Annotated in this window: 29 protein-coding genes; 18 read left to right on the top strand and 11 right to left on the bottom strand. The window is 70.1% G+C overall.

What is annotated here, in order from left to right; genetic code table 11:
* The first annotated feature begins 17 nt into the window (after positions 1-17).
* The 6 genes from LBW94_RS37690 to LBW94_RS37665 are packed head-to-tail and all read left to right on the top strand — an operon-like array spanning position 18 to position 4,716.
* Positions 18-728, top strand: a complete 711-nt coding sequence (locus LBW94_RS37690; protein WP_225058534.1) for a hydrogenase assembly protein HupF — start codon at positions 18-20, stop codon at positions 726-728.
* Positions 725-1,441, top strand: a complete 717-nt coding sequence (locus LBW94_RS37685; protein WP_225058535.1) for a D-sedoheptulose-7-phosphate isomerase — start codon at positions 725-727, stop codon at positions 1,439-1,441. Before LBW94_RS37690 ends, LBW94_RS37685 begins: the two co-directional genes overlap by 4 nt.
* Positions 1,438-2,550: a hydrogenase expression/formation protein HypE gene (gene hypE, locus LBW94_RS37680; protein WP_225058536.1), complete on the top strand. Its 1,113-nt coding sequence runs from the start codon at positions 1,438-1,440 to the stop codon at positions 2,548-2,550. Before LBW94_RS37685 ends, hypE begins: the two co-directional genes overlap by 4 nt.
* A gap of 9 nt (positions 2,551-2,559) precedes the next feature.
* Positions 2,560-2,832 (top strand): HypC/HybG/HupF family hydrogenase formation chaperone, encoded by a 273-nt coding sequence (locus LBW94_RS37675; protein WP_225058537.1) that lies wholly within the window; start codon positions 2,560-2,562, stop codon positions 2,830-2,832.
* A gap of 28 nt (positions 2,833-2,860) precedes the next feature.
* On the top strand, positions 2,861-4,003 hold the full coding sequence (gene hypD, locus LBW94_RS37670) for a hydrogenase formation protein HypD (protein ID WP_225058538.1): 1,143 nt from the start codon (positions 2,861-2,863) through the stop codon (positions 4,001-4,003).
* Complete coding sequence (locus LBW94_RS37665; protein WP_225058539.1) at positions 4,000-4,716, top strand: DUF6390 family protein; 717 nt, start codon at positions 4,000-4,002, stop codon at positions 4,714-4,716. Before hypD ends, LBW94_RS37665 begins: the two co-directional genes overlap by 4 nt.
* On the opposite strand, the gene LBW94_RS37660 is transcribed toward LBW94_RS37665, so the two are convergent.
* From LBW94_RS37660 to LBW94_RS37645, 4 genes are read right to left on the bottom strand one after another with little or no spacing between them, the layout of a single operon-like run.
* A complete protein-coding gene (locus tag LBW94_RS37660; RefSeq protein WP_225058540.1) occupies positions 4,704-4,997 on the bottom strand; it encodes a cytochrome C oxidase subunit IV family protein in 294 nt (97 codons plus the stop codon). The two genes, LBW94_RS37665 and LBW94_RS37660, sit on opposite strands and share 13 nt — an antisense overlap.
* A 4-nt stretch (positions 4,998-5,001) precedes the next feature.
* Positions 5,002-5,586, bottom strand: a complete 585-nt coding sequence (locus tag LBW94_RS37655; RefSeq protein WP_225058541.1) for a cytochrome c oxidase subunit 3 — start codon at positions 5,584-5,586, stop codon at positions 5,002-5,004.
* On the bottom strand, positions 5,583-6,353 hold the full coding sequence (locus LBW94_RS37650; RefSeq protein ID WP_225058542.1) for a hypothetical protein: 771 nt from the start codon (positions 6,351-6,353) through the stop codon (positions 5,583-5,585). Before LBW94_RS37650 ends, LBW94_RS37655 begins: the two co-directional genes overlap by 4 nt.
* Entirely contained in the window at positions 6,350-7,090 is a 741-nt protein-coding gene (locus LBW94_RS37645) for a hypothetical protein (RefSeq protein ID WP_225058543.1), read from the bottom strand. The genes LBW94_RS37650 and LBW94_RS37645 overlap by 4 nt, the downstream gene beginning before the upstream one ends.
* Before the next feature lie 116 nt (positions 7,091-7,206).
* Between LBW94_RS37645 and LBW94_RS37640 the strand changes: the two genes are divergently transcribed.
* The 6 genes from LBW94_RS37640 (at position 7,207) to LBW94_RS37615 (ending at position 12,810) form a co-directional block, all read left to right on the top strand.
* Complete coding sequence (locus LBW94_RS37640; protein ID WP_225058544.1) at positions 7,207-7,848, top strand: TetR/AcrR family transcriptional regulator; 642 nt, start codon at positions 7,207-7,209, stop codon at positions 7,846-7,848.
* A 328-nt stretch (positions 7,849-8,176) separates the two neighbouring features.
* Positions 8,177-8,854, top strand: a complete 678-nt coding sequence (locus LBW94_RS37635; protein WP_225058545.1) for a DUF4352 domain-containing protein — start codon at positions 8,177-8,179, stop codon at positions 8,852-8,854.
* 333 nt (positions 8,855-9,187) lie between these two features.
* Positions 9,188-9,649: an MspA family porin gene (locus LBW94_RS37630; RefSeq protein WP_225058546.1), complete on the top strand. Its 462-nt coding sequence runs from the start codon at positions 9,188-9,190 to the stop codon at positions 9,647-9,649.
* 5 nt (positions 9,650-9,654) lie between these two features.
* Positions 9,655-10,371, top strand: a complete 717-nt coding sequence (locus LBW94_RS37625) for a response regulator transcription factor (RefSeq protein ID WP_225058547.1) — start codon at positions 9,655-9,657, stop codon at positions 10,369-10,371.
* A gap of 100 nt (positions 10,372-10,471) precedes the next feature.
* A complete protein-coding gene (locus LBW94_RS37620; RefSeq protein WP_225058548.1) occupies positions 10,472-11,959 on the top strand; it encodes a sensor histidine kinase in 1,488 nt (495 codons plus the stop codon).
* A gap of 164 nt (positions 11,960-12,123) precedes the next feature.
* Positions 12,124-12,810 (top strand): EthD domain-containing protein, encoded by a 687-nt coding sequence (locus LBW94_RS37615; RefSeq protein WP_225058549.1) that lies wholly within the window; start codon positions 12,124-12,126, stop codon positions 12,808-12,810.
* Here LBW94_RS37615 and LBW94_RS37610 read toward each other — a convergent pair.
* The gene (locus LBW94_RS37610; RefSeq protein ID WP_225058550.1) at positions 12,773-13,144 is read right to left on the bottom strand and encodes a hypothetical protein; all 372 of its coding nucleotides are present in this window, start codon (positions 13,142-13,144) and stop codon (positions 12,773-12,775) included. The genes LBW94_RS37615 and LBW94_RS37610 overlap by 38 nt on opposite strands.
* Before the next feature lie 171 nt (positions 13,145-13,315).
* Here LBW94_RS37610 and LBW94_RS37605 point away from each other — a divergent pair, with 171 nt between their 5' ends.
* Together LBW94_RS37605 and LBW94_RS37600 are read left to right on the top strand one after the other, a co-directional pair.
* On the top strand, positions 13,316-14,500 hold the full coding sequence (locus tag LBW94_RS37605; RefSeq protein ID WP_225058551.1) for a 4-hydroxybenzoate 3-monooxygenase: 1,185 nt from the start codon (positions 13,316-13,318) through the stop codon (positions 14,498-14,500).
* Between the two features lie 15 nt (positions 14,501-14,515).
* Positions 14,516-16,183, top strand: coding sequence for a methyltransferase (locus tag LBW94_RS37600; protein WP_225058552.1), 1,668 nt, complete (start codon positions 14,516-14,518; stop codon positions 16,181-16,183).
* A gap of 12 nt (positions 16,184-16,195) precedes the next feature.
* Here LBW94_RS37600 and LBW94_RS37595 read toward each other — a convergent pair whose 3' ends face one another.
* Positions 16,196-16,777, bottom strand: coding sequence for a TetR/AcrR family transcriptional regulator (locus tag LBW94_RS37595; RefSeq protein WP_225058553.1), 582 nt, complete (start codon positions 16,775-16,777; stop codon positions 16,196-16,198).
* A 135-nt stretch (positions 16,778-16,912) separates the two neighbouring features.
* Here LBW94_RS37595 and LBW94_RS37590 point away from each other — a divergent pair, with 135 nt between their 5' ends.
* Positions 16,913-17,809 (top strand): SDR family oxidoreductase, encoded by an 897-nt coding sequence (locus LBW94_RS37590; RefSeq protein ID WP_225058554.1) that lies wholly within the window; start codon positions 16,913-16,915, stop codon positions 17,807-17,809.
* Between the two features lie 23 nt (positions 17,810-17,832).
* On the opposite strand, the gene LBW94_RS37585 is transcribed toward LBW94_RS37590, so the two are convergent.
* The 3 genes from LBW94_RS37585 to LBW94_RS37575 form a co-directional block, all read right to left on the bottom strand.
* Positions 17,833-18,111: a hypothetical protein gene (locus LBW94_RS37585; RefSeq protein WP_225058555.1), complete on the bottom strand. Its 279-nt coding sequence runs from the start codon at positions 18,109-18,111 to the stop codon at positions 17,833-17,835.
* A complete protein-coding gene (locus LBW94_RS37580; protein WP_225058556.1) occupies positions 18,108-18,857 on the bottom strand; it encodes a TNT domain-containing protein in 750 nt (249 codons plus the stop codon). The genes LBW94_RS37585 and LBW94_RS37580 overlap by 4 nt, the downstream gene beginning before the upstream one ends.
* Before the next feature lie 110 nt (positions 18,858-18,967).
* Entirely contained in the window at positions 18,968-19,693 is a 726-nt protein-coding gene (locus LBW94_RS37575; protein ID WP_225058557.1) for a TetR/AcrR family transcriptional regulator, read from the bottom strand.
* 150 nt (positions 19,694-19,843) lie between these two features.
* On the opposite strand from LBW94_RS37575, the gene LBW94_RS37570 reads away from it, so the two are divergent.
* Positions 19,844-20,284, top strand: a complete 441-nt coding sequence (locus LBW94_RS37570; RefSeq protein WP_225058558.1) for a DUF1905 domain-containing protein — start codon at positions 19,844-19,846, stop codon at positions 20,282-20,284.
* Here LBW94_RS37570 and LBW94_RS44585 read toward each other — a convergent pair.
* Positions 20,281-20,718 carry a hypothetical protein gene (locus LBW94_RS44585; protein ID WP_416277039.1) on the bottom strand — a complete coding sequence of 146 codons (438 nt, stop codon included), beginning with the start codon at positions 20,716-20,718 and terminating at the stop codon, positions 20,281-20,283. The two genes, LBW94_RS37570 and LBW94_RS44585, sit on opposite strands and share 4 nt — an antisense overlap.
* Between LBW94_RS44585 and LBW94_RS37560 the strand changes: the two genes are divergently transcribed.
* The gene (locus LBW94_RS37560) at positions 20,635-20,835 is read left to right on the top strand and encodes a hypothetical protein (protein ID WP_225058613.1); all 201 of its coding nucleotides are present in this window, start codon (positions 20,635-20,637) and stop codon (positions 20,833-20,835) included. The genes LBW94_RS44585 and LBW94_RS37560 overlap by 84 nt on opposite strands.
* A gap of 50 nt (positions 20,836-20,885) precedes the next feature.
* Positions 20,886-21,317 (top strand): contact-dependent growth inhibition system immunity protein, encoded by a 432-nt coding sequence (locus LBW94_RS37555; protein ID WP_225058559.1) that lies wholly within the window; start codon positions 20,886-20,888, stop codon positions 21,315-21,317.
* Between the two features lie 48 nt (positions 21,318-21,365).
* Here the strand turns inward: LBW94_RS37555 and katG are convergent, their stop codons facing one another.
* Positions 21,366-23,579 (bottom strand): catalase/peroxidase HPI, encoded by a 2,214-nt coding sequence (gene katG / locus LBW94_RS37550; protein ID WP_225058560.1) that lies wholly within the window; start codon positions 23,577-23,579, stop codon positions 21,366-21,368.
* Between the last annotated feature and the right edge of the window lie 26 nt (positions 23,580-23,605).

The following is a 23,605-nucleotide window of genomic DNA, read 5'->3' as shown; positions in this document are numbered from 1 at the left end:
GAACGGGCGGTATCGATATGAGTACGACAGCGATCGATCACGAACTCGACGCGGAACCGGCCGCGGATCTCGCGGCGACGGCGCTGGCCCTGGCCCGCCGTTTCACCGCGGGCGCCACCCTGTGGTGTGTGGCCCCGTCGTGGGAACCGCACGCCCAGCACATCGCGGTGGAATTCGTGCACCCGGTGATCGTGGGCAAACGCGCGCTGCCCGCGGTGGCGCTGACCGGCCCGGATCCGGTGCGCACCGCCCGGGTATCGGCACGTGCGGGCGATGTCCTGATCGCGGTGTCCGGCGCCGACGATCCCGAGGTGTGTTCGCTGATGCTGCGTGCCCCGGCGTGGGGGGTGACCACGATCTGGATCGGCAACGGGCCCCGGCCACCCGCCGGGGCCGCCGACCACCTGCTGTGGTTCGACGATCCCGATCGCCGGATGCCCGCGGCCGGCGGTTTCGTGCTGGCCTATCACCTGCTGTGGGAATTGACCCACGTCTGCCTCGAACATCCCGTGCCACCACCGGAATACGCCCCGGACGCCTGCATCACCTGTAGTGACGAGGGGCGGCTCGGTGAGGTGATCGCCACCACCGGCGACACCGCGACGGTCCGGACGGCGACCGGCGTCGAAACCGTCGCGACGACCCTCGTCGGGGTGGTCTCGGCGGGGGATCTGCTGCTGGTGCACGCGGGCACCGCGATCGGCGCCGTCGGTGGGGAGGCGCGATGAACCGGCCCGTGTCCACCCGGACGGAATCCGCATCGGCCGCATTCGAAACCAGCACTCCCCCAACCAGTTTCCTCTACCCGTTCCTCGACGGCGGCGCATCCGACACCGCCGCACTGCTGGCCGATCTCGCACGTTCGGCACAGGCGAAGGCCGCCGACAGCGCCGCGCTGCGCCGGAGCGCGCTGACCGCCAACGCCGCACTGCTGGTCACCGCCGCCGCCGAGATGAGCCGCCGATTCGTCTCGGGGGGAAGGCTTTTCACCTTCGGTAACGGCGGCAGCAGTACCGACGCCACCACGCTCGCGACCCTGTTCGCGCGGCCACCGGCCGGGCTGCCGCTGCCGGCCTGGTCGCTGACCGCGGATCAGGCGATCCTGACCGCCCTCGGCAACGACGTCGGCTTCGAACTCGTCTTCGCGCGACAGCTGATCGCCCGCGCCACCGCCGGTGACATCGCCATCGCCATGTCGACCAGCGGAAATTCCGCCGACCTCACCGCGGCGCTGCGGGAGGCTCGTCGTCGCGGCCTGTACACCATCGGCTTCGCCGGATACGACGGCGGCGCCTTCGCGAGCAGCCCGGATGTCGACGCCTGCTTCGTCGTCCGGTCGCAGAGCGTGCACCGGATCCAGGAGGCGCAGGCGTTGCTCGGGTACCAGTTGTGGTCGGCGGTCCAGCGTTCGACCGAGTCCGAGGAGAGCGAGGTCCGATGAGGAAGACGGTCGACGACTATCTGTCGTCCGGGCCCGGATTCGCCGAGGGTGAGGTGATCGAGCGAATCGAACTGTTCCGGCGGCGGCGTCCCCGGCTGCGGGACGAATTCGTCACCATGGCCCACGGCGCCGGAGGGAAGGCGTCGGCCGCCCTGGTCGACGCGGTCTTCGTGGAGGCGTTCCGCAATCCGCATCTCGAATCGCTCGGCGACGGCGCGGTGCTCACCCTGCCCGGCGGGGATCGGCTGGCGCTGTCGACCGACTCGTTCGTGGTGCAGCCGTTGCGTTTTCCCGGTGGCTCGATCGGCCGGTTGGCCGTGCACGGCACGGCCAACGATCTGGCGATGGCCGGTGCGATACCGGCCTGGATCGCGGTGGCGTTCGTGCTGGAAGAGGGTTTCTCGGTCGCCGAACTCCAGGACATCGTCGCGGACATGGCCGATGCGGCCGCGGCGGCCGGTGTCGAGATCGTCACCGGCGACACCAAGGTGGTGCCCCGGGGCGCGGCCGACGGGCTGTTCGTCACCACCACCGGCGCCGGGGTGGTGCCCGCGGGCCGCCGGCTCGGCCCGCAGGCGGTGCGGCCCGGCGACAAGGTGCTGCTGTCGGGTTCGATCGGCGATCACGGCACCGCCGTCATGCTCGCCCGCGGCGATCTGGGCATCGAGGCCGATATCGTGTCCGACACCGCCGCGGTGAGCCCGCTGGTGGAAGCGCTGCTCGCCGCCGCGCCGGGCACCCGCTGGCTGCGCGACCCGACCCGCGGCGGCGTGGGGACGGTCTGCAACGAACTGGCCCGCGCCTGCGGGCACGGTGTGGTGCTGCGCGAGGACCGGCTGCCGGTGCGGCCGGCTGTCGGCGGCGTCTGCGAGATGCTCGGTATCGACCCGCTCTACGTGGCCAACGAGGGCAAATTCCTCGCCGTCGTCGCCCCCGGGGAGTGTGCGGCGGGCCTGGCCGCGCTGCGCGCGCATCCGCTCGGCGCCGACGCCGTGGAAATCGGCGAGATCGCCGCCGAACCGGCGGCGACCGTGGTCATGCGTACCGCGTTCGGCGGCACCCGGATCGTGGACATGCTCGTCGGCGACCCCCTGCCCCGCATCTGCTGAGGAGAAGCCATGTGCCTCGGAATTCCCGGACGGATCGTCGGAATCGTCGACGCGGCAAACCAGCTGGCGACCGTCGACGTCGACGGCGTGCAGCGCACGATCAGCGTGCGGCTGCTCGCGGACGCCCCGCCCGGCCCGGACGACTGGGTGCTGGTGCACGTCGGCTTCGCGATGGCGAGGATCGACGAGGCGGAGGCCCGGCAGACCCTGACGGCGATCCGGCAACTCGGCACCGCCTACACCGACGAGATCGATGCCTTCGACTCGTCCGCCATCGACTGATCGTCCGGCCCGAACACGGAGGTGGAGAATGCGTTTCGTCGACGAATTCCGCGACCCGGCCGCCGCGCGCACCCTGCTGACCGCCATCGCGGCGCTGGCGGACGGGGGCGACGACGGCGAGCGCTTCAAATTCATGGAGGTGTGCGGCGGGCACACCCACACCATCTACCGGCACGGGATCGAACATCTGCTGCCCGAGACCGTCGAGTTGGTGCACGGCCCCGGCTGCCCGGTGTGCGTGATCCCGATGGGTCGCGTCGACGACGCCATGTGGCTGGCCCGGCAGCCCGAGGTGATCTTCACCTGCTTCGGCGACATGATGCGGGTGCCGGGCTCACACGGTTCGCTGCTGGACGCCAAGGCCGCGGGCGCCGACGTCCGCTTCGTCTATTCGCCACTGGACGCCCTGAAGATCGCCGTGGACAACCCGGGCCGGCAGGTGGTGTTCTTCGCCCTCGGCTTCGAGACCACCGCCCCGTCCACCGCGGTCACGCTGGTGCGGGCCCGCGAGCTGGGGGTGCGCAACTTCAGCGTGTTCTGCAATCACGTCACGATCGTGCCGCCGATCAAGGCCATCCTGGAATCGCCGGATCTGCGGCTGTCGGGATTTCTCGGGCCGGGCCATGTGTCGACCGTGGTCGGCAACCGGCCGTACCGGTTCGTCCCCGAGGTGTACCGGAAACCGTTGGTGGTGGCCGGATTCGAGCCGCTGGACATTCTCGCCGCGGTCGCGATGCTGCTACGCCAGATCCGCGAGGGCCGCTGCGAGGTGGAGAACCAGTACGCCCGGGTGGTGCCGCCGGACGGCAACGCGCAGGCGCTGGCCCTGCTGAGCCGGGTGTTCGCCCTGCGCCCGCATTTCGAGTGGCGCGGACTGGGTTTCATCTCCCAGAGCGCGCTGCGCCTGCACGACGATTTCGCGGAACTGGATGCGGAGCAACGCTTCTCGATGCCCGGCGTGCGGGTCGCCGATCCCAAGGCGTGCCAGTGCGGCGAGGTGCTCAAGGGTGTGCTGAAACCGTGGGAGTGCAAGGTCTTCGGCACCGCCTGCACTCCGGAGACCCCGATCGGCACCTGCATGGTGTCGCCGGAGGGCGCCTGCGCGGCCTACTACAACTTCGGCCGGATGCACCGCGACGCCGCCGCGCTGGTGGGGCAGGCCGGGGTGTGAACGACACCCGCGGACCGGAGATGTTCGCCCGCTACGCCTGTGCCCCCAACCAACTCGGCTACTGCGGCCCGGCCGACCCGGCGGCGCTGCACGACACCGACCGGATCCGTGCCGCCGCACCCCAGTTCTCCGGCGCCTGGCCGTATCTGCGGGTGCTGTCCCGGCTCACCGGCATAGCCGATCCCCTGGACCACCGCCTCGTCGAATCCTATTGGCTCGGTGGTGGACTCGGCGCGGAGCTGGACCCGAGGGAGTTCACCGCCGCGCTGCTGGCGGCCATCGGGCCCGGCACCCAATGGTCACATCTGACCGGTGACCTGGCCGACGAGGCCGCCGCCAACCACAGTTTCCACGTCTTCGGCGTCTACCCGTGGTCCCGGCTGCTCGGCTCCGGCGACCAGCCGCTGCACGTCCTGGACAGTTGCCGGATCAGCTGGGCCACGGTGTTGTCCTGCGACGGAACCGATTCCGAGGTGGCCTGCCGCCGCCTGACCCACGCCGGCGGCGTTCTCGCACTGACCGATCCGGTCCGCCTGCGGGTCGCCGCCGGCCCGGTCACAGTGACACCGGGCGACCTGGTCGCCGTGCACTGGGGCCGGATCTGCGACCACCTCACCCCGGATCGGCAACGGACACTGGAACACAGCACCCTGCGCCAGCTGGCGGTGACCAACCGCCGGCTCGCGGCCGACCGGGCCGATCAGTACAGGTAGATGCCCAGCAGGGTCGCCCAGAGCACGATCAGCCAGGTGTCGGTGGCCAGGCGCAGCCACCGAGGGGCGTGGCGGACCTCCATGAAGTAGCGGATCACCAAGCGGCACTTGATCATCGCCAGCACCACGATGGCGACGACGAGACCCTTGCTCAGCGCGGCGGTGTCGGAGTGGCCGGGGGCCAGCCGCCAGGCGACGACGGTGATGGCCGTCAGGGCGGCCCAGACCAGCACGATGGTGCGGGTGGCCGGGTCCAGGCGGGCCGGGGACGGGGCGGTCATGATTTCACCTCATGAGGTAGACGGTGGCGAAGATGACCAGCCACAGCAGGTCGATCATGTGCCAGAACAGAACTCCCTGCTCGACGAACTCCACCCGCTGCTCGCGGCGCAGTTCGCGGCCCACCACGCCGAGGATCAGCACACCCAGCGCGACATGCGCCAGGTGCACGCCGGTCAGCACGTAGTAGAAGCTGAAGAACTCGCTGGACATGGTGTAGCCGTGGGACAACTCCTGATGCCATTCGACGGCTTTCAGCGCGGCGAACAGCAGGCCGCAACCGGCGGTGGCGAGGATCAGCCGGCGCGCGGTGGGTACCGCGCCGCGGCGGACCGCGGCCACCGCGGCGGCGGCGAACATCGAACTGGTAAGCAGCACAATGGTATTGGCGACGCCGATGCCCATGTTCAGATGCCGCTGCGCGGCGGCGAACGCCTCCGGCGAGCGGGTGCGGAAGATCATGTAGGCGATGAAGTAGCACCCGAAGAAGAACAGGTCGCCGAGGATCATCACCCACATGTCGAGGTCGCCGGGCAGGCGGGTGGCCGATCGCGTGGTGGTGTCCGGTGTTTCGCGGTCGGAGATCGTCATCGGGATTCCTCCGTGGCGTACAGCGGTTCCGGTGGGGTGGCCGTCTCGCGGCCCATGGCGACCCACATGATCGGCAGCAGGCAGGCGATCCAGAGGCCGAAGATGACGACCGCGATGTAGAAGGTGATCAGCCCGTTCCACGCGAAGGCGCCGGAGTGGAACACCCACATCTGGGTGGCCAGCACCTCGGTGACGATCTGCCAGACCGAGATGTAGGCGAACCATTTCGGGAAGATGCGGTTGCGGTCGTAGAGGATCGCGATGGCGAGCACCGCGTAGGCGGCGGTGAAACAGCCCAGAGATCCGTTGTAGGACAACATGCCCAGGTCGTAGAGCGTGTGCAACAGCCGCGGACTGCGGTCCGGCCGGAAGGTCGCGGTGAGCCAGCACACCAGCAGGATGTGGAAGCCCGGGATGGCGCCGACCCCCATGGCGCCGATGAACGCGTAGGCCAGCACCGAACCGGACGACATCCGCTTCATGTAGTAACCGATGATGCCGTTGGCCACCGCGGCGCCGCCGGCGACCACGAGCAGGACGGCGAAACCGATCTGGATGGTCAGGTGGTGTTTGTCGAACCATTGCGCCGCTTGCAGATCGGTCACATCCGGGCGCGGCGGCGGGGTGGCGCGGCCGAACAGCACCACCCCGACCGACAGCACCAGATAGAAAACGGCGAAGGCCCAGTAGACGATTCGGACGTCGCGGTTGGCGGGGCGATCCGGCGCGGCGGCCGCACCGGGTGCGGCGGCGGTCGTGAGGCTCATGCCGGAACCCCTTCCGCCTCGGCCTGCCGCCGCAGCGCGCCGCGCAGCACCACGAACATCACCACGCAGAACAGCGCGAACGCGCCGTTGCGCAGCCAGAAGGAGATGAATCCGTTCCAGGCCAGCGGCCCGGTCCGGAACACCGCCGCGCCCGCCGCCGGCGCCATGAGCACCGCGGTCAGCAGGCTGTAGTGCCCGACCCATTTCGGGAACACCGGCGCGCGCTCGTCGTCGAAGTACACCGCCAGCGCCAGCAGCACGAACTGCGAGACCAGCATGCCGATCGGCGCGATGAAGACGATCCAGGCCAGATCGTTGAGCAGCTGTTCGAGGTCCGCACCGCGATCCGGGCGGAAGGCGGCGACACCGAACAGCACCGCCGACAGCGCGAACAGGGTGGCCCCCGCGACGACCGAGGTCAGATAGCAGAAGGCGAAGATCCGGGTCTGTCCCTTCATGCGCAGCATCTGCGCCATGATCAGGACGAAGAACGGCACGATCATGATGCCGCACAGGTTGAAACCGACCATGCTGAACCGGATCCACGCCGTGTGGTCCTGATAGAAGCGCGCCACCTCCGCGGCGGGCAGATCCGGCGACATCGGCGGGAAGAATCCGGGAAACGTCGCGAACAACACCAGCAGAACTGCCGCGACCACCGGTGACGACCAGAGGATCACCTGTTGCGCCCGGACCGCGGAGACCGTCCGCTCCTCGTGCGTCGTGAGGACCTGCATAACCGCTCTCTTCCTCGAGATGGAGGGGATCCCTCCGGGAGCATGGCAGCTTTACTGACCGCAGTCAATGATTTCCTGACCATGGTCAATAATGGCCGTGCGCTAGAGTCGTTGGTATGACGGAGGTTTCCCCAGATCAGAAGACTGACTACCGTCACACTCGTGCCGTCCCGGTCCGGGCCCGCTCGCATGCCAGCCGGGAGGCCATCCTGCACGCGGCGATGGCCCTGTGGCGCACCAAGGGCTTCGCCGGCACCACCGTCACCGATATCTGCAAGGCCGCCGGAGTCTCGAAAGCCCTTTTCTACGTGTACTTCTCGCGCCGCGAGGACGTCCTGCTGGAGCTCGAGGTCTTCACGATGCGCGACGCCCACACCGCCGCCGAGACGGTCACCTCCGGCCCCTACGAACTGACCGATCTGATCGCCGCCGTCGTCGGCACCCTCGAACAACACCTGCGCGCGTTCCCCGCGGAACTGATCTTCGAAACCGTCCTGGAGATCTACCGGCTCGAGCAGCGCGCCCTCGCCGACAACGCCCTCGAATCCGATCTCGCCCCCCTCTTCCTGGACCCGTTCCGGCAGGCCCAACTCGACGGCAAACTCCCCGCCGACGTGAACATCCCCCGCGCCGCCCGTATCGCCCAGATCCTCGTCGCCGACGCCATCCGCCGCTGGGCCGCCCGCGGCCTCACCGGCGAACCCCCCACCACCACGGCTCCCGCCGAAATAGCCACCCTGATCCCCGCCGTCCGATAGCCGACGCGGCACAACCGGGCAATGTCGTACCGGCCATCGCGAGCCGCATTCGGCGCGACCGACCGGTCCGGTCCAGAAGTCTGGAATACCCCGCATCGAATCACCTATGTCGGGCAACCCGATTGCGGCCGCTGCGGCATCATGAGATTCTTCGTTGCTCGGACCATCGAATACAGCCACGGGTGATCGCAACGCGAAAGTCGTCCACGACAGCACAATTCAGCTCCAGACGATTGCCGAGCCGATGATTGCGACATCGCGTGTGCCATTCCGGCCGAGTCGTCACGGCGCACAGCGATCGCCACGCTCACAATTACCGGAGAAACTCATGAACTACCCCGGCCCGTACCCGCAGCAACCTTATCCGCCGGTCGGCCCCGGCCGCCCGCCGTACCCCGGACACTTCCCACCGCCACCACGCAAGAAGAGCAATGCCGGACTGATACTTCTGATCGTGGTGGTGGCAATCATCGCGCTGTGCGGTGTGGGCGGCCTGCTCGCTCACGGCAGCGACAGGCCGGCCGCATCCGCGCGGGTGACCGCTGCCGCGGGTGCGGCGGCACCGGGCGGCACCGGGCAACCCGCGGTCGCGCCGGAGGCCCGCGCGACCGCGGGACCGAATACCCCGGTTCGGGACGGAAAATTCGAATTCACGGTCACCGCGGTGCAATCCGGTGTGAGCACGGTCGGCGACAACCCGTTCATGCGAAAGACTGCACAGGGTGCCTACACCATCGTGTCGCTCACCGTGAAGAACATATCCAATGTGCCGTATGGGTTCTCGCCGTCGGATCAGGATCTCTTCGATGCGCAGAACCGCAAGTTCGGCAACGATGCGGCAGCCGCAATGAACCTGCAAGCCAATACCAGCCTCTACGCGGATATCAACCCCGGCAACGCGATCACCGCACAGGTGGCCTTCGATCTACCGGCGGACGCCGCACCGGACCACATCGTGCTGCACGACTCGATGTTCTCCGGGGGCACCACCGTGTCGCTCCGGTAGGCGACGCGAGCCGACCGGTAGTCGTTGCACGACAGCATTTCTCGCACGTCGAACCGAAGCCGTACCGGCTCGGCCGCAGCGCTCGGGCAGCCGAGACGACGCGATGACGGAGGGCCGGCCGACGGTACGGGCCGCGCGGGAGAGGGGGCGGGCCAACGTGGCCCCTTACGCCGCCGCGGGTGGCCGACTCGCACCATCGGCACCAATGCGGACATATCAGATAATCGGCACTTTCCCAGCGCCTACACAGAACATTCAGGTTACTGCCAGCAAACCTTGACATTCGGATGTCACGGTATCGGCATTTGCTGAATCAGCGACCGAAGGTGACCGATGAAGGTAAGTGAAGGCGGCCGCTGGCTGACCGGAGCCGGGCTGGGGGTCGCCGTGGTGCTGCTCGGGGCCGGAGTGGGACAAGCCGACACGCAGGTACCGCTGCCGGACGGTGAGCAGGCGCTGACCACCGCGACGGGGGTCCAGGTGGATCTGACCCGGACCGGCGAGCAGGCGGTGCTCTCGCCGTCGCTGGCGTCCAACGGGTTGTCGCGGACGGCCAGCATGTCCGGGACCGTGTTCGCGACCATCGACGGGGCGACCTCGGGCACCTTGCAGACCGGATATGTGGTCGGGTGCCAGGTCGATCTCGGCAGCGGGGTGCACGCGAAGGGCAGCGGCGACAGCGCCGGGCAGAGCGACAGCAAGGCCGGCGGGAGCGACGGCGGCGCCCTGATCCACACCATCGCCGCCCGGACGGGTTCGCCGTGCGCGAGTCCGAGGGCCGGGAAATTATCGTGAATGCCGTGAACGACACTTTCGACGAATCGGCCCCGGCCACCGTCCTGGTGGTCGACGACGAACCGTTCATCCTGGACCTGCTCGGGTCCGCGCTGCGCCTGAACGGATTCGAGGTGTATTCGGCCGCCGACGGCGCCGGCGCGCTGTCGGTCGCCGCCGTGCACCGGCCCGACATCGTGGTACTGGACGTGATGCTGCCGGATATCGACGGATTCGCGGTGGCGCAGCAACTGCGTAGCACCGGTTACGAGGCGCCGGTGCTGTTCCTCACCGCTCGCGACGCCGTGTCCGATCGCGTCGGCGGGCTGACCGCCGGCGCCGACGACTACGTCAGCAAACCCTTCAGCCTCGAGGAGGTCGTGGTACGGCTGCGGGCCATCCTGCGCCGGACCGCGCGACCCGAGGACGAGACCGAACGGCTGCGCTACGCCGATCTCGTGCTGGATGCCGACACCCATCAGGTGTGGCGCGGCGACACGCCGATCCGGTTGTCGCCCAGGGAGTTCGATCTGCTCGGATATCTGCTGCTGAACGCCGGAAAAGTGGTGAGCCGCAACCAGATCCTGGAGAACGTGTGGGGCGCCGGCGAGAAGCGCACCAGCCGGGTCGTGGAGACCTTCATCAGCCACGTGCGGCAGAAGGTCGACGCCGGAGGACCCCCGCTGATCCACACCGTGTGCGGCCTCGGCTACGTCCTGCGCGGGTCGGATCGGACGCTATGAGCGACATCCCCGGTCGCTCCGGACGACCCGCCACCCACCGCACCTTCTGCCGCCACCGGCGCGCCGGTTGCGGCAGCGCGGTCGCCCGCGGGGACATCCGATGAGCCGCCCACGGCTGCGCCGCTGGACCCTCCGCACCCGGCTGCTGGCGGCCGTGCTGGGCATCACCGCGGCCGGGATGGTCGTGTTCGGCACCCTGAGCACCGCGCTGCTCGGCCGCTCGCAACTGGCCCGCATCGACGACCAGATCGATCGCGTCACCGTGGGACTGGTGTCGGCCTATCGGCCCCCGCCGCCACCCACGCCGCCCTCGTCGGCCGGCGACGATCTGCTGTTCCCGTCCACCTCGCGACTGCTGTTCTACGACCCGGACGGCACCCTGGGCGGACGACTGGGCATCGGCGATTCCACCCTGCTGCTACCGCCGATGGACACCGCGTCGGTCCGCGCGCGCGGCAGCAGACCCTTCACCATCGGTGAGCGCGACGGCAACACCAAGTGGCGGGTGGCCGTGGTGGTCCAGCCGCCGGACCCCTTCGAACCGGAGGGCGGCACCGCGGCGGTCGCGATCCCGCTCGACACCTACTACACCACCATCGCGCAACTCCGCACGATCGAGCTGGTGACCGGCGCGGTCCTGCTGTGCGTGCTCGGCATCGTCGCGGCCCTGCTGGTCCGGGCCGGACTGTCGCCGCTGACCCGGGTCGAGCACACCGCCGAGGCGATCGCCGAGGGCGATATCGACCGCCGGGTGACGGACGTCGATCCGCACACGGAGGTGGGCCGGCTCGGCCGCGCGTTCAACGTGATGCTGGGCCGCCTGTCGACCACCCTGCACCGGCTCGCGGATTCCGAGGCCCGGCTGCGGGCCTTCGTCGCCGACGCCTCCCACGAACTGCGCACCCCGCTGACCTCGATCCGCGGCTACGCCGAGCTCTACCGGCACGGCGGCGCGGCGACCACCGCCGACGTCGGGCACATGATGAGCCGGATCGAGCAGGAGGCCACCCGGATGGGGGTGCTGGTCGAGGATCTGCTGTTGCTGGCCGAACTCGACGAGGAGCGCCCCCTCGATCTGGCCCAGGTGGATCTGGCCGCGGTGGCCGGGGAGGTCGTGCACGACGCCGGCATCCGCGCGCCGGAACGCACTCTGCGGCTGCACATTCCAGCCGGTGCACAGCACATCCTCGGCGACGAACACCGGCTGCGCCAGGTGATCACCAACCTGGTCGACAATGCCCTGACCCACACCCCGCCGACCGCCGAGATCGATGTGACCGTGGCACCCGCCACGACCCCGCCGCCGAACCCGGTCGCGGTCTCCGGCGCCGACGAAAACGATGCCGGGACCGGTGATTTCATTGCCGTCGAGGTGCGCGACAGCGGCCCCGGCATCCCGCCGGATCAGGCGCGGCACGTCTTCGACCGGTTCTACCGCACCGACCGGTCCCGCGCGCGCACCAGCGGTTCCGGACTGGGACTGGCCATCGTGACCGCGATCCTCGCCGCGCACGACGCCCGCATCTACCTCTCGACCGCCCCCGGCCACGGCACGTCCTTCCGAATCCTCTTCCGCCCCGACGCCTGACCCACCCCGGCGAGCCCGATGCCACCGGCCACCGCCGCCTTCGACGTCATGCGCTTCACGAGATTCCTCCTCGGGCCGGGGCCGTGCGGCCCCCGGATGTCGCATCCCGCTCCGATCCCGGACACCGGAACTTCCCCCGCGCCGCGCGCCGGGCGGTCACCATCATGGGCAGCAGTATCGAAAGGCACACCATGAAATTGATGTACGCCCTCTGGGGCGAGACCACGGCGCTGCACGACCGGGCACTGCATCACGAGCTGGCGCGGGCCGGTGCTACGGCGTTGCAGGTCAACGTATCCGACGCCGATGTCGCCGCGGCACAGACGCGCATCGGCACCTACCCCGAACCGGTGACCGCGATCGTCAGCGTGCACTGCGACGACCACACCGCGATCACCCCGCTGCTGGCCGCGGCCGCCGCCGGACTCGAGGGATGGATCGTCGACGAACGCACGCCGCTGCCGCCACCGCCGACCCCGAACGGGCAGCGCTGCGCGGCCCTGGCCAATATCGCGCTGCTCCGCATCCCGGACGGCATGACCAGGGCCGACTGGTTGCGGTACTGGCACGGCACGCACACCACGATCGCGATCGAGACCCAGGCGACCTTCGGCTATGTCCAGAACACCGTACTCGCGCCGATCACCGGCGGCCCGGCGGTCGACGGGCTGGTCGAGGAACTCTTCCCGATGGCCGCGATGACCGATCCGCACGCGTTCTGGGGCAGCGCGGGCGACGAGACCGAACTCCGCTCCCGCCTGACCCGGATGCTGCACAGCATCGCCGCGTTCGGCGCGGACCGCAATCTCGACCTCATCCCGACCAGCCGATACACCTACGACCTGAACTGAACCGGCGGCCACCGCGAAAACCCGTGCCCGCCCGGCGGATCAGAAGACCGGAATCGCCTCGGAGGGTGGTGGTGGTCCCGGCCGCCTCGGTGCGAGGCTGCGCCCCGGCCACCGCGCCGACGCTCACCGGGATCACGAACAGTGCCACGACCGCCGACAGCAACCGCACGGCCACCCGCCGGGCCCGGGTGGCGCCGAGCCGGCGGCCGACGCGTCGCAGCACCGCTCGTGGCCGCCAGCGGGCCGGGTCCCACATGTCGTGCCCCACCCCCACGCCAGGGGCCTGCCGCACCACCTCCGTATCGGCGGGTACCGATCGCCGCAATGACCGCATCGGCCGAGGGTACGGTCCGGTTGGTGCGCGAAACACCATTGCGCGCAGCATGATTCATTGTGAATGTCGCACCGGCCGCGGCCGCGCCCGCAATGTCGCCTTCGCCACATCGGTCCCGACACGGCGTGGTTGTTCTGACAAACCTGGACTGTTGATCTAGGTTTCTCATCCGTGCGCGCCGAAGGCAGTACCCACACCACCGCGGTAGTCATCCTGGGCGCGGGCCCGGCCGGTCTCGTGCTCGGCAACCTGTTGCGGGCGGCCGGGGTCGAGTGCATCGTCCTGGAGCGGCGCAGCCGCGCCCATATCGAGCAGCGCGCCCGCGCCGGATTCCTGGCGCCGGACAGTGTCGCGGTGTTGCGCGAGCACGGCCTCGACGCCGGGCTGCGCGCCCGCGGGCAGACCCACAGCGTGTGCGAGTTCCGCAGTGCCGCAGGTCGTTTCGAGCTGAACTACGGTGAGCTGGGGCGAGGGGAAGCCCATACGGTGTATCCGCAGCAGCATCTGGTGACCGATCTGGCCGCGGAATATCTGCGCCGCGGTGGGGATCTGCGCTTCGAGCACACCGCGACGGCCGTCCACGACCGCTTCGGCGACCGGCCCGAGGTGCTCGCCCGCGATGCCGACGGCCGCGAACATCGGGTCACCGCACGCTATCTCGCCGGGTGCGACGGCGCCCGCGGCCTGGCCCGGCAGGTCGTCACCGTCGCCCGGACCACGAACGAATACGACATCACCTGGCTGGCGCTGCTGGCCCAGGCCCCGCCCACCACCGCGACGGTCGTCTACGGCGTGCACGCCGACGGATTCGCCGGGCAGATGCCGCGCAGCCCCGACGTCACCCGGTACTACCTGCAATGCGGCCCGGACGACGATCCGCTGCGGTGGAGCGAACAGCGGATCTGGTCGGAGCTGTCCCGGCGCCTGGGCGCCGATCGGTACGGACCGCTGTGTGAGGGCGCGATCATCGAGCGCAGCCTGGTGCATCTGCGGTCGGAGATCCTCGATCCGATCCAGGAGGGGCGGCTGTTCCTCGCGGGCGACTCGGCCACCTCGATCAGCCCCTCGGCGGCCAAGGGCGCCAACCTCGCCATCCTCGGGGCGCGGGACCTGGCGCAGGCGCTGACCCTCGCGGTCCGCGACGGCGACAGTTCCGCACTGGACCGGTACTCGATCGATTTCCTACCGAGAATTCTTCGGGCACAACAGTTCTCGCACACCATGATCGAGCTGCTGCATCCGCCGGTCGGGCCGCGGGCCGCCTTCCGCCGCGACCTGCAACGCGCGCAACTGCACAGCCTGGCCACCTCGCGTTCTCATCGGGACTTCTTCGCCGAAAGCTACGTCGACATCTGAACCCAGGAGGACGCAATGACCCGTTCGCTGGCACTATCGACTCTCGACCCGGCCGACCTGACACAGGTGGACGCGGCCGTTCGTTTCATCGGATCCCACGACAGCACACGCGTTCTCGCGGCCATGGTGCCCGATCTGACCGACGGCCAGCGGGCCGCGGTCGCCGCGCACTGCCGGCTCGCGCACGCCGCGGTGCTGGTGTTCCCACCGGACCTCGACGCGCTGGACGAGGCGCTGGCGACGCACGACATCACCGCCGGCCCGCCCGTGCCCAGCGTGGTGGTGCGGCAGCGACTGGCCACGCGGCACGGACTGCCGGCCGACACCCTGGCCTTGTCCATCGTGCACGCGGCCGTCCCGGCGGGTGACGGAACCCCTTGCGAGATAGAGATATTCGCGCTGGTGGACGCGCCCGAGGAGGTGGCGGCCGCCGAACGCGCGGCCACCCACGAGGCGCACGTGGCGCTCGCCACCGGCCCGGTCGACTCCGTCACGCTCACCGGGCTGCGGGCACTGCTCACCGGCCCCGGACGGCTGCGCAGCGACGGCGGCGGCTACAACGAGCACCAGGACAGCACCGTGCTGTACTTCGCCGGTACCGGGCCGGTCCGGCCGCAGTACCGGCGGCTGGAACTGTTCGTCGCCGGCCATCATCCGGAGGTGCTGGACACCCATCTGGCCGACACCACCGATCCGGCCACCCGATTGCTGCGGCTGCTGACCGGCGCGTGGGCCACCCAGGCGCTGGCCGCCGCCGCCGAACTGGGCGTCGCGGACCGGCTGGCCGTCGCACCCGGCTGCACCGCCGCCGACCTGGCACGGCAGACCGGAACCCACCCGGACGCCCTGGTCCGGCTGCTGCGCTACCTCACCGATCTGGAGGTGGTCCGGCCCGTGGCCGACGGCTGGACGCTGACCGAGACCGGCGCCCTGCTCGCCACCGGGGCGGACCGATCGCTGCACCCGCTGGCCCGGCTCTACGGCGGATACTTCTACGAATCCTTCGCCCACCTCGGCTATGCCGTGCAGACCGGGCGCACCGCCTTCGATCATCACTTCGGCGAACACCATTTCGACTACTTCGCTGCCGAACCCGATCGGGCGGCGCTGTTCGACGACGCGATGGCCGCCGGCGCCGCCATGTTCGGCCGGGTCGGGCATCTGCTCGACTGCGCCGGCGCCACCACCGTGGTCGACATCGGCGGCGGCAACGGGGAACTGCTCGCCGGTGTCCTGCACGCGAATCCGCGGCTGCGCGGGGTGCTGTTCGAGCGGGCCGTCACCCTCGAGCAGGCCCGGCCCAGCCTGCGGGCGGCCGGGCTGCTCGACCGCTGCGAGCTGGTCGCGGGCGATTTCACCGCCACGGTGCCCGGTGGCGGCGACATCTATCTGCTGTCGCGGGTCCTGCACGACTGGGACGACGAGCAGTGCCGCACGATCCTGCGGCGCTGCGCCGCGGCCATGCCCGCGCACGCCGACCTCTACATCGTGGAGCGGCTGCTGCCCGAATCCGGCGCCGATTCACTGGCCCCGGCCTGGGATCTGCACATGCTCTGCAATGTCGGCGGCCGGGAACGGACCTTCGGCCACTACGGCACACTGCTCGAGGCGGCGGGCCTGACACTGCTCGGACAGCGGCGGCTCCCACTGGATTTCGCCCTGCTGCACGCGGTTCGCCGCTGACCGCGCAACCGTTCACGGGCGACGCCGGTAATCCGCTGTCAGGTCCAGCAATTCGCGTAGTACAGCGGTCTCGATGTCCGCGAGGGATCGCTGCTCACCCTCGCGGATCCACTGTGCGAAGGCCAGCCCGAACACGGTGATCCCGGTTTCCGCCGCGAGGGCGGCCGGGAGTTCGCCGATCCCCCGCTCGCGCAGCGCCGCGGCGACGGCACGGCCCAGATGGGCGAGTTTGTGCAGTTCGCGTTCCTGCAACGCCGGGTTCGCGTCGATGACCGTCTGCCGCACCCGGGAGTGCGGCCGGCGCTCGTCGGGGAAGAAGTCCGTGGCCGAATACAGTGCGGCGCAAACCATCTCGAGCGGCGAGACCTCGGCCGGCGCTGCCGCCACCCCGGCCACGAACGCCTGCTCGAGTTGCTCCTGCCCGTAGAACAACGCCTCGCGCTTGTCGCTGAAATGCCGGAAGAAGGTGCGCTCGGTCAGGCCGACGGACTGGGCGATCTCGGTGGCGGTGGTCTGCTCGTAGCCACGGCTCGCGAACAACTCGAGCGCGGCCCGTTGCAGCCGCTCCACGGTCCCGGGTTCCCAACGCGCCATGCTCCCGAGTCTAGGTGATGACAGCGGCTGACTTCGGGTGTAGGTTGATGTCTGTCACTGACGTCAGTCGCAGACATCAACTGTCTGCCCGAACCCATCATCCCGGTCCGCCGGGGTGTCGAAGGAGATCACGTCATGCGCGTCTTCGTCACCGGAGCCTCCGGATGGATCGGCTCCGCCCTGGTCGACGAACTACTCGCCGCCGGTCACGAGGTGACCGGCCTGGCCCGCTCCGAGGCCTCGGCAGCGGCCCTGGAGGCCAAGGGCGCCCAGGTCCGCCGCGGCGACCTGGACGATCTGGACGGCATCCGGCGCGGGGCCGAGGCCGCCGAGGCCGTGTTCCACCTCGCCAACAAGCACGACTGGTCGGACATGGCCGGCACGGCCGCCGCCGAGCGGGCCGCCGTGCAGACCATCGGCGAGACGCTCGCCGGTTCCGGCCGTCCGTTCCTGCTGGCCTCCGGCGTCGCCGCGCTCGCCCAGGGCCGGCCCGCCACCGAGGCCGACCCGTCCCCGTTCCACGGCCCGGACGCACCGCGCGGCGGCAGCGAGAACCTGGCCCTGGAATTCGTCGCCCGCGGTGTCCACGCGGTGAGCCTGCGCTTCGCCCCGACCGTGCACGGCCACCGCGACCACGGCTTCATCGCGGTCATCGCGGGAATAGCCCGGCAGCACGGCGTCTCCGGTTACCCCGGCGACGGCGACAACCGCTGGGCGGCCGTGCACCGCACCGACGCCGCCACAATGGCCACCCTGGGCCTGGCCAAGGCCCCGGCCGGCGCCCGCCTGCACGCCGTCGCCGAGCCGGGTGTGCCCACCCGGCGGATCGCCGAGGCCATCGGTGCCGCCCTGAACCTGCCCGTGGCCTCCATCGCTCCCGAGGACGTCCCGGCCCACTTCGGCTGGATCGGCGGTTTCTTCGCCGCCGACCTCGCCGCCACCAGCGACACCACCCGGGAACTGCTCGGCTGGACCCCCACCGGACCCACCCTGCTGGAGGACATCGCGGCGGGCGCCTACTCCGCCGAATAGCAGGGCCGAGAACACCTTTCGGCTCAGGGCCGGGTGCTGCGGTTGAGGATGTCGGCGTGCAGGAGCCGGCCGCCGAGCAGGCGCAGGGCGGCGGTACGGGTGGCGGCGCGGCCGAGTTTCTCGGTGCGCGCACCGTGTTCGTGGTAGAAGACCTCGTACCAGCCGTCCGGCGCCCGCAGGATGCACCAACTCTGCTCGCGGACAGCGTTTTCCGAGACCAGCCGGCCGGGCACGTCGACCTTGGAGAAGGTGGCGAACTGGCTGACAGGATCCTGCGGGGGCAGGGCTTCCAGGGCGGTCACAGCGGTAGCTCCTCGACGAATCCGGCGCCGGCCAGATCGATCACCGGCGTCATCGCCCAGTGCTGGGTGGCGCCGCCGGGGCGGCCGAACCAGGGCGCCACCGGGCCGGACCACACCGGCGTCGGTTGCAGCACCCGCCAGCGCCGGTATCCGGACTGGGCGTAGTCGATGGGCAGCGAGCGGGCGCCGAACGGCGTCCCCGCCTCGTACAGGACGCGAGTGAAGGTGGGGCCGAAGGAATCCAGAACGGTCCCCACCTCCAACCGCCCCGGCGCGCGGGCCGCCGGGGCACTGAACCCGTCGGGGTGGCGGAGCGGATCCGGCCAGATCAACCGGCGCTGGCCGATCGGCAGCCCCCGATCCTCCATCACGACGAAACGCCGGATCCACTCCTGCTCGGGCAACCGGCCGAACAACGTGTCGCTGTCGTTCGCCACCAGTCGCTGTACCGCCGGATGCGCGAACGAGGCCCCGCCGAGCGCGTTGCGGACGCCGTGCCCGGGCGCCACCGGTTGCAGGCCGGTGAGCCCGCCGCCGATCACGCCGAGGAATCCGTAACAGGCGGTCGCCACCGAGTCGTACACGCACAGATCCTGTTTCGTGCCACGCTCGAACCAGCAGACCTCGAAGGTCCCCTCCGATCCGGGCGCCAGGCAGTAACGGTCGTCGGCGTACCGGCCGATCGAGGCGACGGAGTCGGGCACGCCCAGTCCGCGCAGGATCAGGGCGAGTTCGTCGAAGTCCATCACAGCCTCTCGTGCTCGGTCGATCGTGTCGACCCTATCGAGCACGCGACGGCACCGGGTCGCGCCGGTCCGCGAATTCGATGCCGCAGCGCCGCGGCACAACCCGGCGCTCAGTCCCGCGAGCGCCCGGCGGGCCGATAGGCGGCGAGGAACACCGCCACCCCGGCGTCGGCGATCCGGTCCAGCTCCGCGGGTCCGGGCAGGTCGGCGTCGGGTGCGAACAGCGCCGCGTCCAGCGTGGCGCCGAGCACCAGATACGAATAGTGCTCCGCCGCGCGCCGCGGATCCGGCGCGCGCAGTTCACCGCGCTCGTGCAGCACCGTGAACGCCTCGGTCAGCGCGTCGATCACCCGGCCCGGTGCGCGCCGGAAGTATTCGGCGGCGAGATCGGGAAATCGCCCGGCCTCCAGGATGATCAGCCGACGCAGCCGCAGCACCGGGGGCCGCGCCACGGTGGCGAGGTGCCGGCGCGCCAGCGCGTGCAACGCCGCCGGAAGGTCTGCGGCCCCGGTCAATTCGGCGACCGGCCGGGCGGTGAAGTCGGCGGCGGTCGGGGTGGCGCCGAGCACGATCTCGGTGAACAGCCGCTGCTTGTCGCCGAAGTTGTTGTACACGCTGCGTTTCGAGACCCGGGCCGCCGCGGCGATGTCATCGACGCTGGTGCCCTGATAGCCGCGTTCCAGGAACAACCGGGTCGCGGCGGCGGCGACGGCCGCCCGGGTACGCACGGCACGCGGGTCCGGGCCGCGCGGCGCACGGGCCGCCGGGTCCGGCGCGGACAGCGGAATCCGCACCACCAGGACATCGTCCGGGGTGCCGGGTTCCTCGGTCGCCATGCGGATCAGCCCTTCGGTGCGCCCGGCAAAACTATTGCACCTTACCGTACCGCCTCGGTACTATACCGTGCATTATCCGGTACCGAGGAGTGCAAGAAACGCTCGAGGGCCGACTCGCTCCGAGCGCACCCGACGAGAGGGATTCGCAGGATGAAATTCCAGGCCACCGTCGAGGCCACCGGTAAGAACACGACCGGTATCGAGGTACCGGCCGAGGTCGTGACCGCCCTCGGCGCCGGTCGCCGCCCACCCGTCGCGGCGACGATCAACGATCACACCTACCGCACCACCCTCGGGGTGATGGGCGGGCGGCAACTGCTCAGCGTCAGCGCCGAGATCCGCGCGGCCGCTGGGGTGAGCGCCGGCGATCGAGTGGAGGTCGAGCTCACCCTCGACGACACCCCCCGCACCGTCGACCTGCCGGCCGACCTCGCCGCGGTCCTCGACCCGGCGCTGCGCCGAACCTACGACGCGCTGTCCCACAGCCGCAAACAGCGCCTGGTCCAACCGATCGAGCAGGCCAAGACCGACGCGACCCGGCAACGCCGCATCGACAGTGCGATCGCCGAATTGCGCTCCGCCGCAGGCTAACCCGTACCGGGAGTGGTGAGATCCTGGGTGCCGAGCACCGCCAGCAGCGCCAGCCGATCGGCGTCCGGGGTGCCCGGTTCGGCGGTGTACACCATGATGCGCAGGTCACAGCCCGCCACGGTCAGCACATCGCAGTCCAGCGTGACCGCGCCGACCAGCGGATGGTCGACGGTCTTGTGCGCGGCCCGGTGGTGGCCGACCGCGCCGCGCTCCCACATCCCGCGGAAGCGAGGCTGGGCTCGGACAGCGCGGCGACCAGGCGGCGCAGGCCGTCGTCGCCCGGATAGCGGTCGGTCGCGGCCCGCAGCTCGGCGACCACCGTCTCCTCGAGTGCCGCAGGGGATTCGGCGGTGTACCGGACCCGGCCCTCGTCGCCGAGAAACTGCCGGATCAACGCCGCCGATCCCCGCTTCACCGCCACCGACCTCAACCACCACGCGGGCACCCGGACCGTCGAGGAGGGCGCCGAGGTCATCGTGCGGCTGGCGCTGCTCGGCCCCGACGGACCGACCGGCGAATTCTTCGCCAACCATGGCCGACCGACCTGGTGATCGCGGCGGCGGGTACCGTCGAAGGGGGTTGCAGAACGGCGAGGACTGGCATGAACACCATCGACCTGGGGAGCTTGACGCTCGAGGATCTCGACGGCGAGACCCGTCCGGAACCACCGGCGGGTGCGTCGCGGGAGCGGCACGCGGCACACGCGTTGCGGCAGACACCGATTCGCGCGCTCGGCGCGGAGGAGTTGTTCGTGCTGCTGCGGCAGCGGGAGAGCCTCGGCTCGGTGGCGCCCTGGGCACTGACGCTGCTGGAACAGGATCCGCTCGCCGCGGGCGACTTCCTGCCGGGCGGATTGCTGCTCGCCCTCACCGGCATCCCGGCCGAATTCTGGTACGGCAACCCGCATTCCACTGCCCGCCTGCGCGCGATCGTCGAAACCCTCTCGGCACAGCCGGATCTCGGCACCTTTCTGCCCGCCGATCACAAGATCTGGCAGCACCTCGACACCTTGCGCACGGCCGAGGTGCTGTAGCGCCGGGGGCGGGTGCCGGACGGGCGGACCCGACCGGCACCCCGGCGCTCACAACAGGTCGTACCGATCCAGGTTCGAGACCTTCACCCAGGCGTCGACGAAGTCGTGCACGAACTTCGCCTGCGCGTCGTCGCTGGCGTAGACCTCCGCCAGCGCCCGCAGCTCGGAGTTCGAGCCGAAGACCAGGTCGACCCGGCTACCGGTCCAGCGCACCGCGCCGGAGCCGTCGCGGCCCTCGAAGGTCTCCGCCTCGTCGGTGACCGGCGTCCAGGCGATGCTCTGATCCAGCAGGTTCACGAAGAAGTCGTTGGTCAGCGACTCCGGGCGATCGGTGAACACGCCCAGCGGCGAGTTCCGATAGTTCGCGCCGAGCACCCGCAGGCCGCCGACCAGCACGGTCAGCTCGGGGGCGCTCAGGGTGAGCAGATTCCCCTTGTCGATCAGCAGGAACTCCGCGGGCAGGCGCTGGCCCTTGCCCAGGTAGTTGCGGAAGCCGTCGGCGGTCGGCTCCAGCGGCGCGAAGGATTCGACGTCGGTCCACTCCTGGGTGGCGTCGGCGCGGCCCGGCGCGAACGGCACCTGCACCTCGTGCCCGGCGTTGCGGGCGGCCTGTTCCACACCCGCGGCGCCGGCCAGCACGATCACATCGGCCAGCGACACCTGGGTACCGGTGTGAGAGCTGTTGAACGCCTGCTGAATTCCCTCCAGCGTGCGCAGCACGACGGCGAGTTCGTCGGGTTCGTTGATCTCCCAACCGGATTGCGGCTGCAACCGGATGCGCGCGCCGTTCGCCCCGCCGCGCTTGTCACCGCCGCGGAAGGTCGACGCCGAGGCCCAGGCGGTCGAAACCAGCTGCGACACCGACAATCCGGAGTCGAGGATGCTCTGCTTCAGGCTCGCGATGTCGTCCGCGCCGACCAGGTCGTGCGTGACCGCGGGCACCGGATCCTGCCAGATCAGTACCTCGTCGGGCACCTCCGGGCCGAGATACCGTGCGATCGGGCCCATGTCGCGGTGGGTCAGCTTGTACCAGGCCCGCGCGAAGGCGTCGGCGAACTCGGCCGGGTTCTCGTGGAACCGCCGCGAGATCGGCTCGTAGATCGGATCCTCGCGCAGCGCCAGGTCGGTGGTGAGCATCACCAGCGGATGACGCTTCGACGGGTCGAACGCGTCGGCCACGGTGGCCTCGGGATCGACCGGGATCCACTGCCAGGCCCCGGCGGGGCTCTTGGTCTTCTGCCAGTCGTTGCCGAAGAGGGTGTCGAAGAAGCTGTTGTCCCAGGCGGTCGGGGTGGGCGTCCAGGTGCCCTCCAGGCCGCTGGTGATGGCGTCGCCGCCCTTGCCGGTACCGAAGGCGTTCTTCCAGCCCAGGCCCTGCTGCTCGATCGGAGCGCCCTCGGGCTCCGGGCCGACCAGGTCCGGATCACCGGCGCCGTGGGTCTTGCCGAAGGTGTGCCCGCCCGCGATCAGCGCGACGGTCTCCACATCGTCCATCGCCATCCGGCGGAAGGTCTCGCGGATGTCGACCGCGGCGGCCAGCGGATCCGGAGTTCCGTTGGGGCCCTCGGGATTCACGTAGATCAGGCCCATCTGCACCGCGGCCAGCGGGTTCTCCAGATCGCGGGTGCCGGTGTAGCGCTCGTCGTCGAGCCACACCGATTCCGGGCCCCAGTAGACGTCCTCGTCGGGCTCCCACACGTCGGGACGGCCGCCGGCGAAGCCGAAGGTCTCGAACCCCATCGACTCCAGGGCCACGTTGCCGGCCAGGATCATCAGGTCGGCCCAGGACAGCGCCTGACCGTACTTCTTCTTCACCGGCCACAGCAGGCGGCGGGCCTTGTCCAGGTTGCCGTTGTCGGGCCAGCTGTTCAGCGGTGCGAACCGCTGCTGACCGGCGCCGCCGCCACCGCGGCCGTCACTGATCCGGTAGGTACCCGCGCTGTGCCAGGCCATCCGGATCATCAGCGGGCCGTAGTGGCCGTTGTCGGCGGGCCACCAGTCCTGCGAGGTGGTGAGCACCTCGGCGATATCGGATTTCACCGCGGGCAGATCGAGGCCGCTGAACGCGGCGGCATAGTCGAACGCCTCACCGAGCGGATTGGCGACCGCCGGATTCTTGGCGAGGATCTTCAGGTTCAGCTGGTTCGGCCACCAGGTGCGGTTACCGCCACCCTGAACCGGGAACGGGGACGCGCCGCTCAGGACGGGACATCCGGATGCCCCCTCGGCGATGACGTTGTTCTCGGAACTGTTCTCGGACAAAGGAATTCCCTTTCGAAACTGGTGAA

Origin of the sequence: Nocardia sp. alder85J, assembly GCF_020176955.2 — a bacterium.
Lineage (GTDB): Bacteria > Actinomycetota > Actinomycetes > Mycobacteriales > Mycobacteriaceae > Nocardia.
This window is presented reverse-complemented; position numbering and strand designations above follow the sequence as displayed.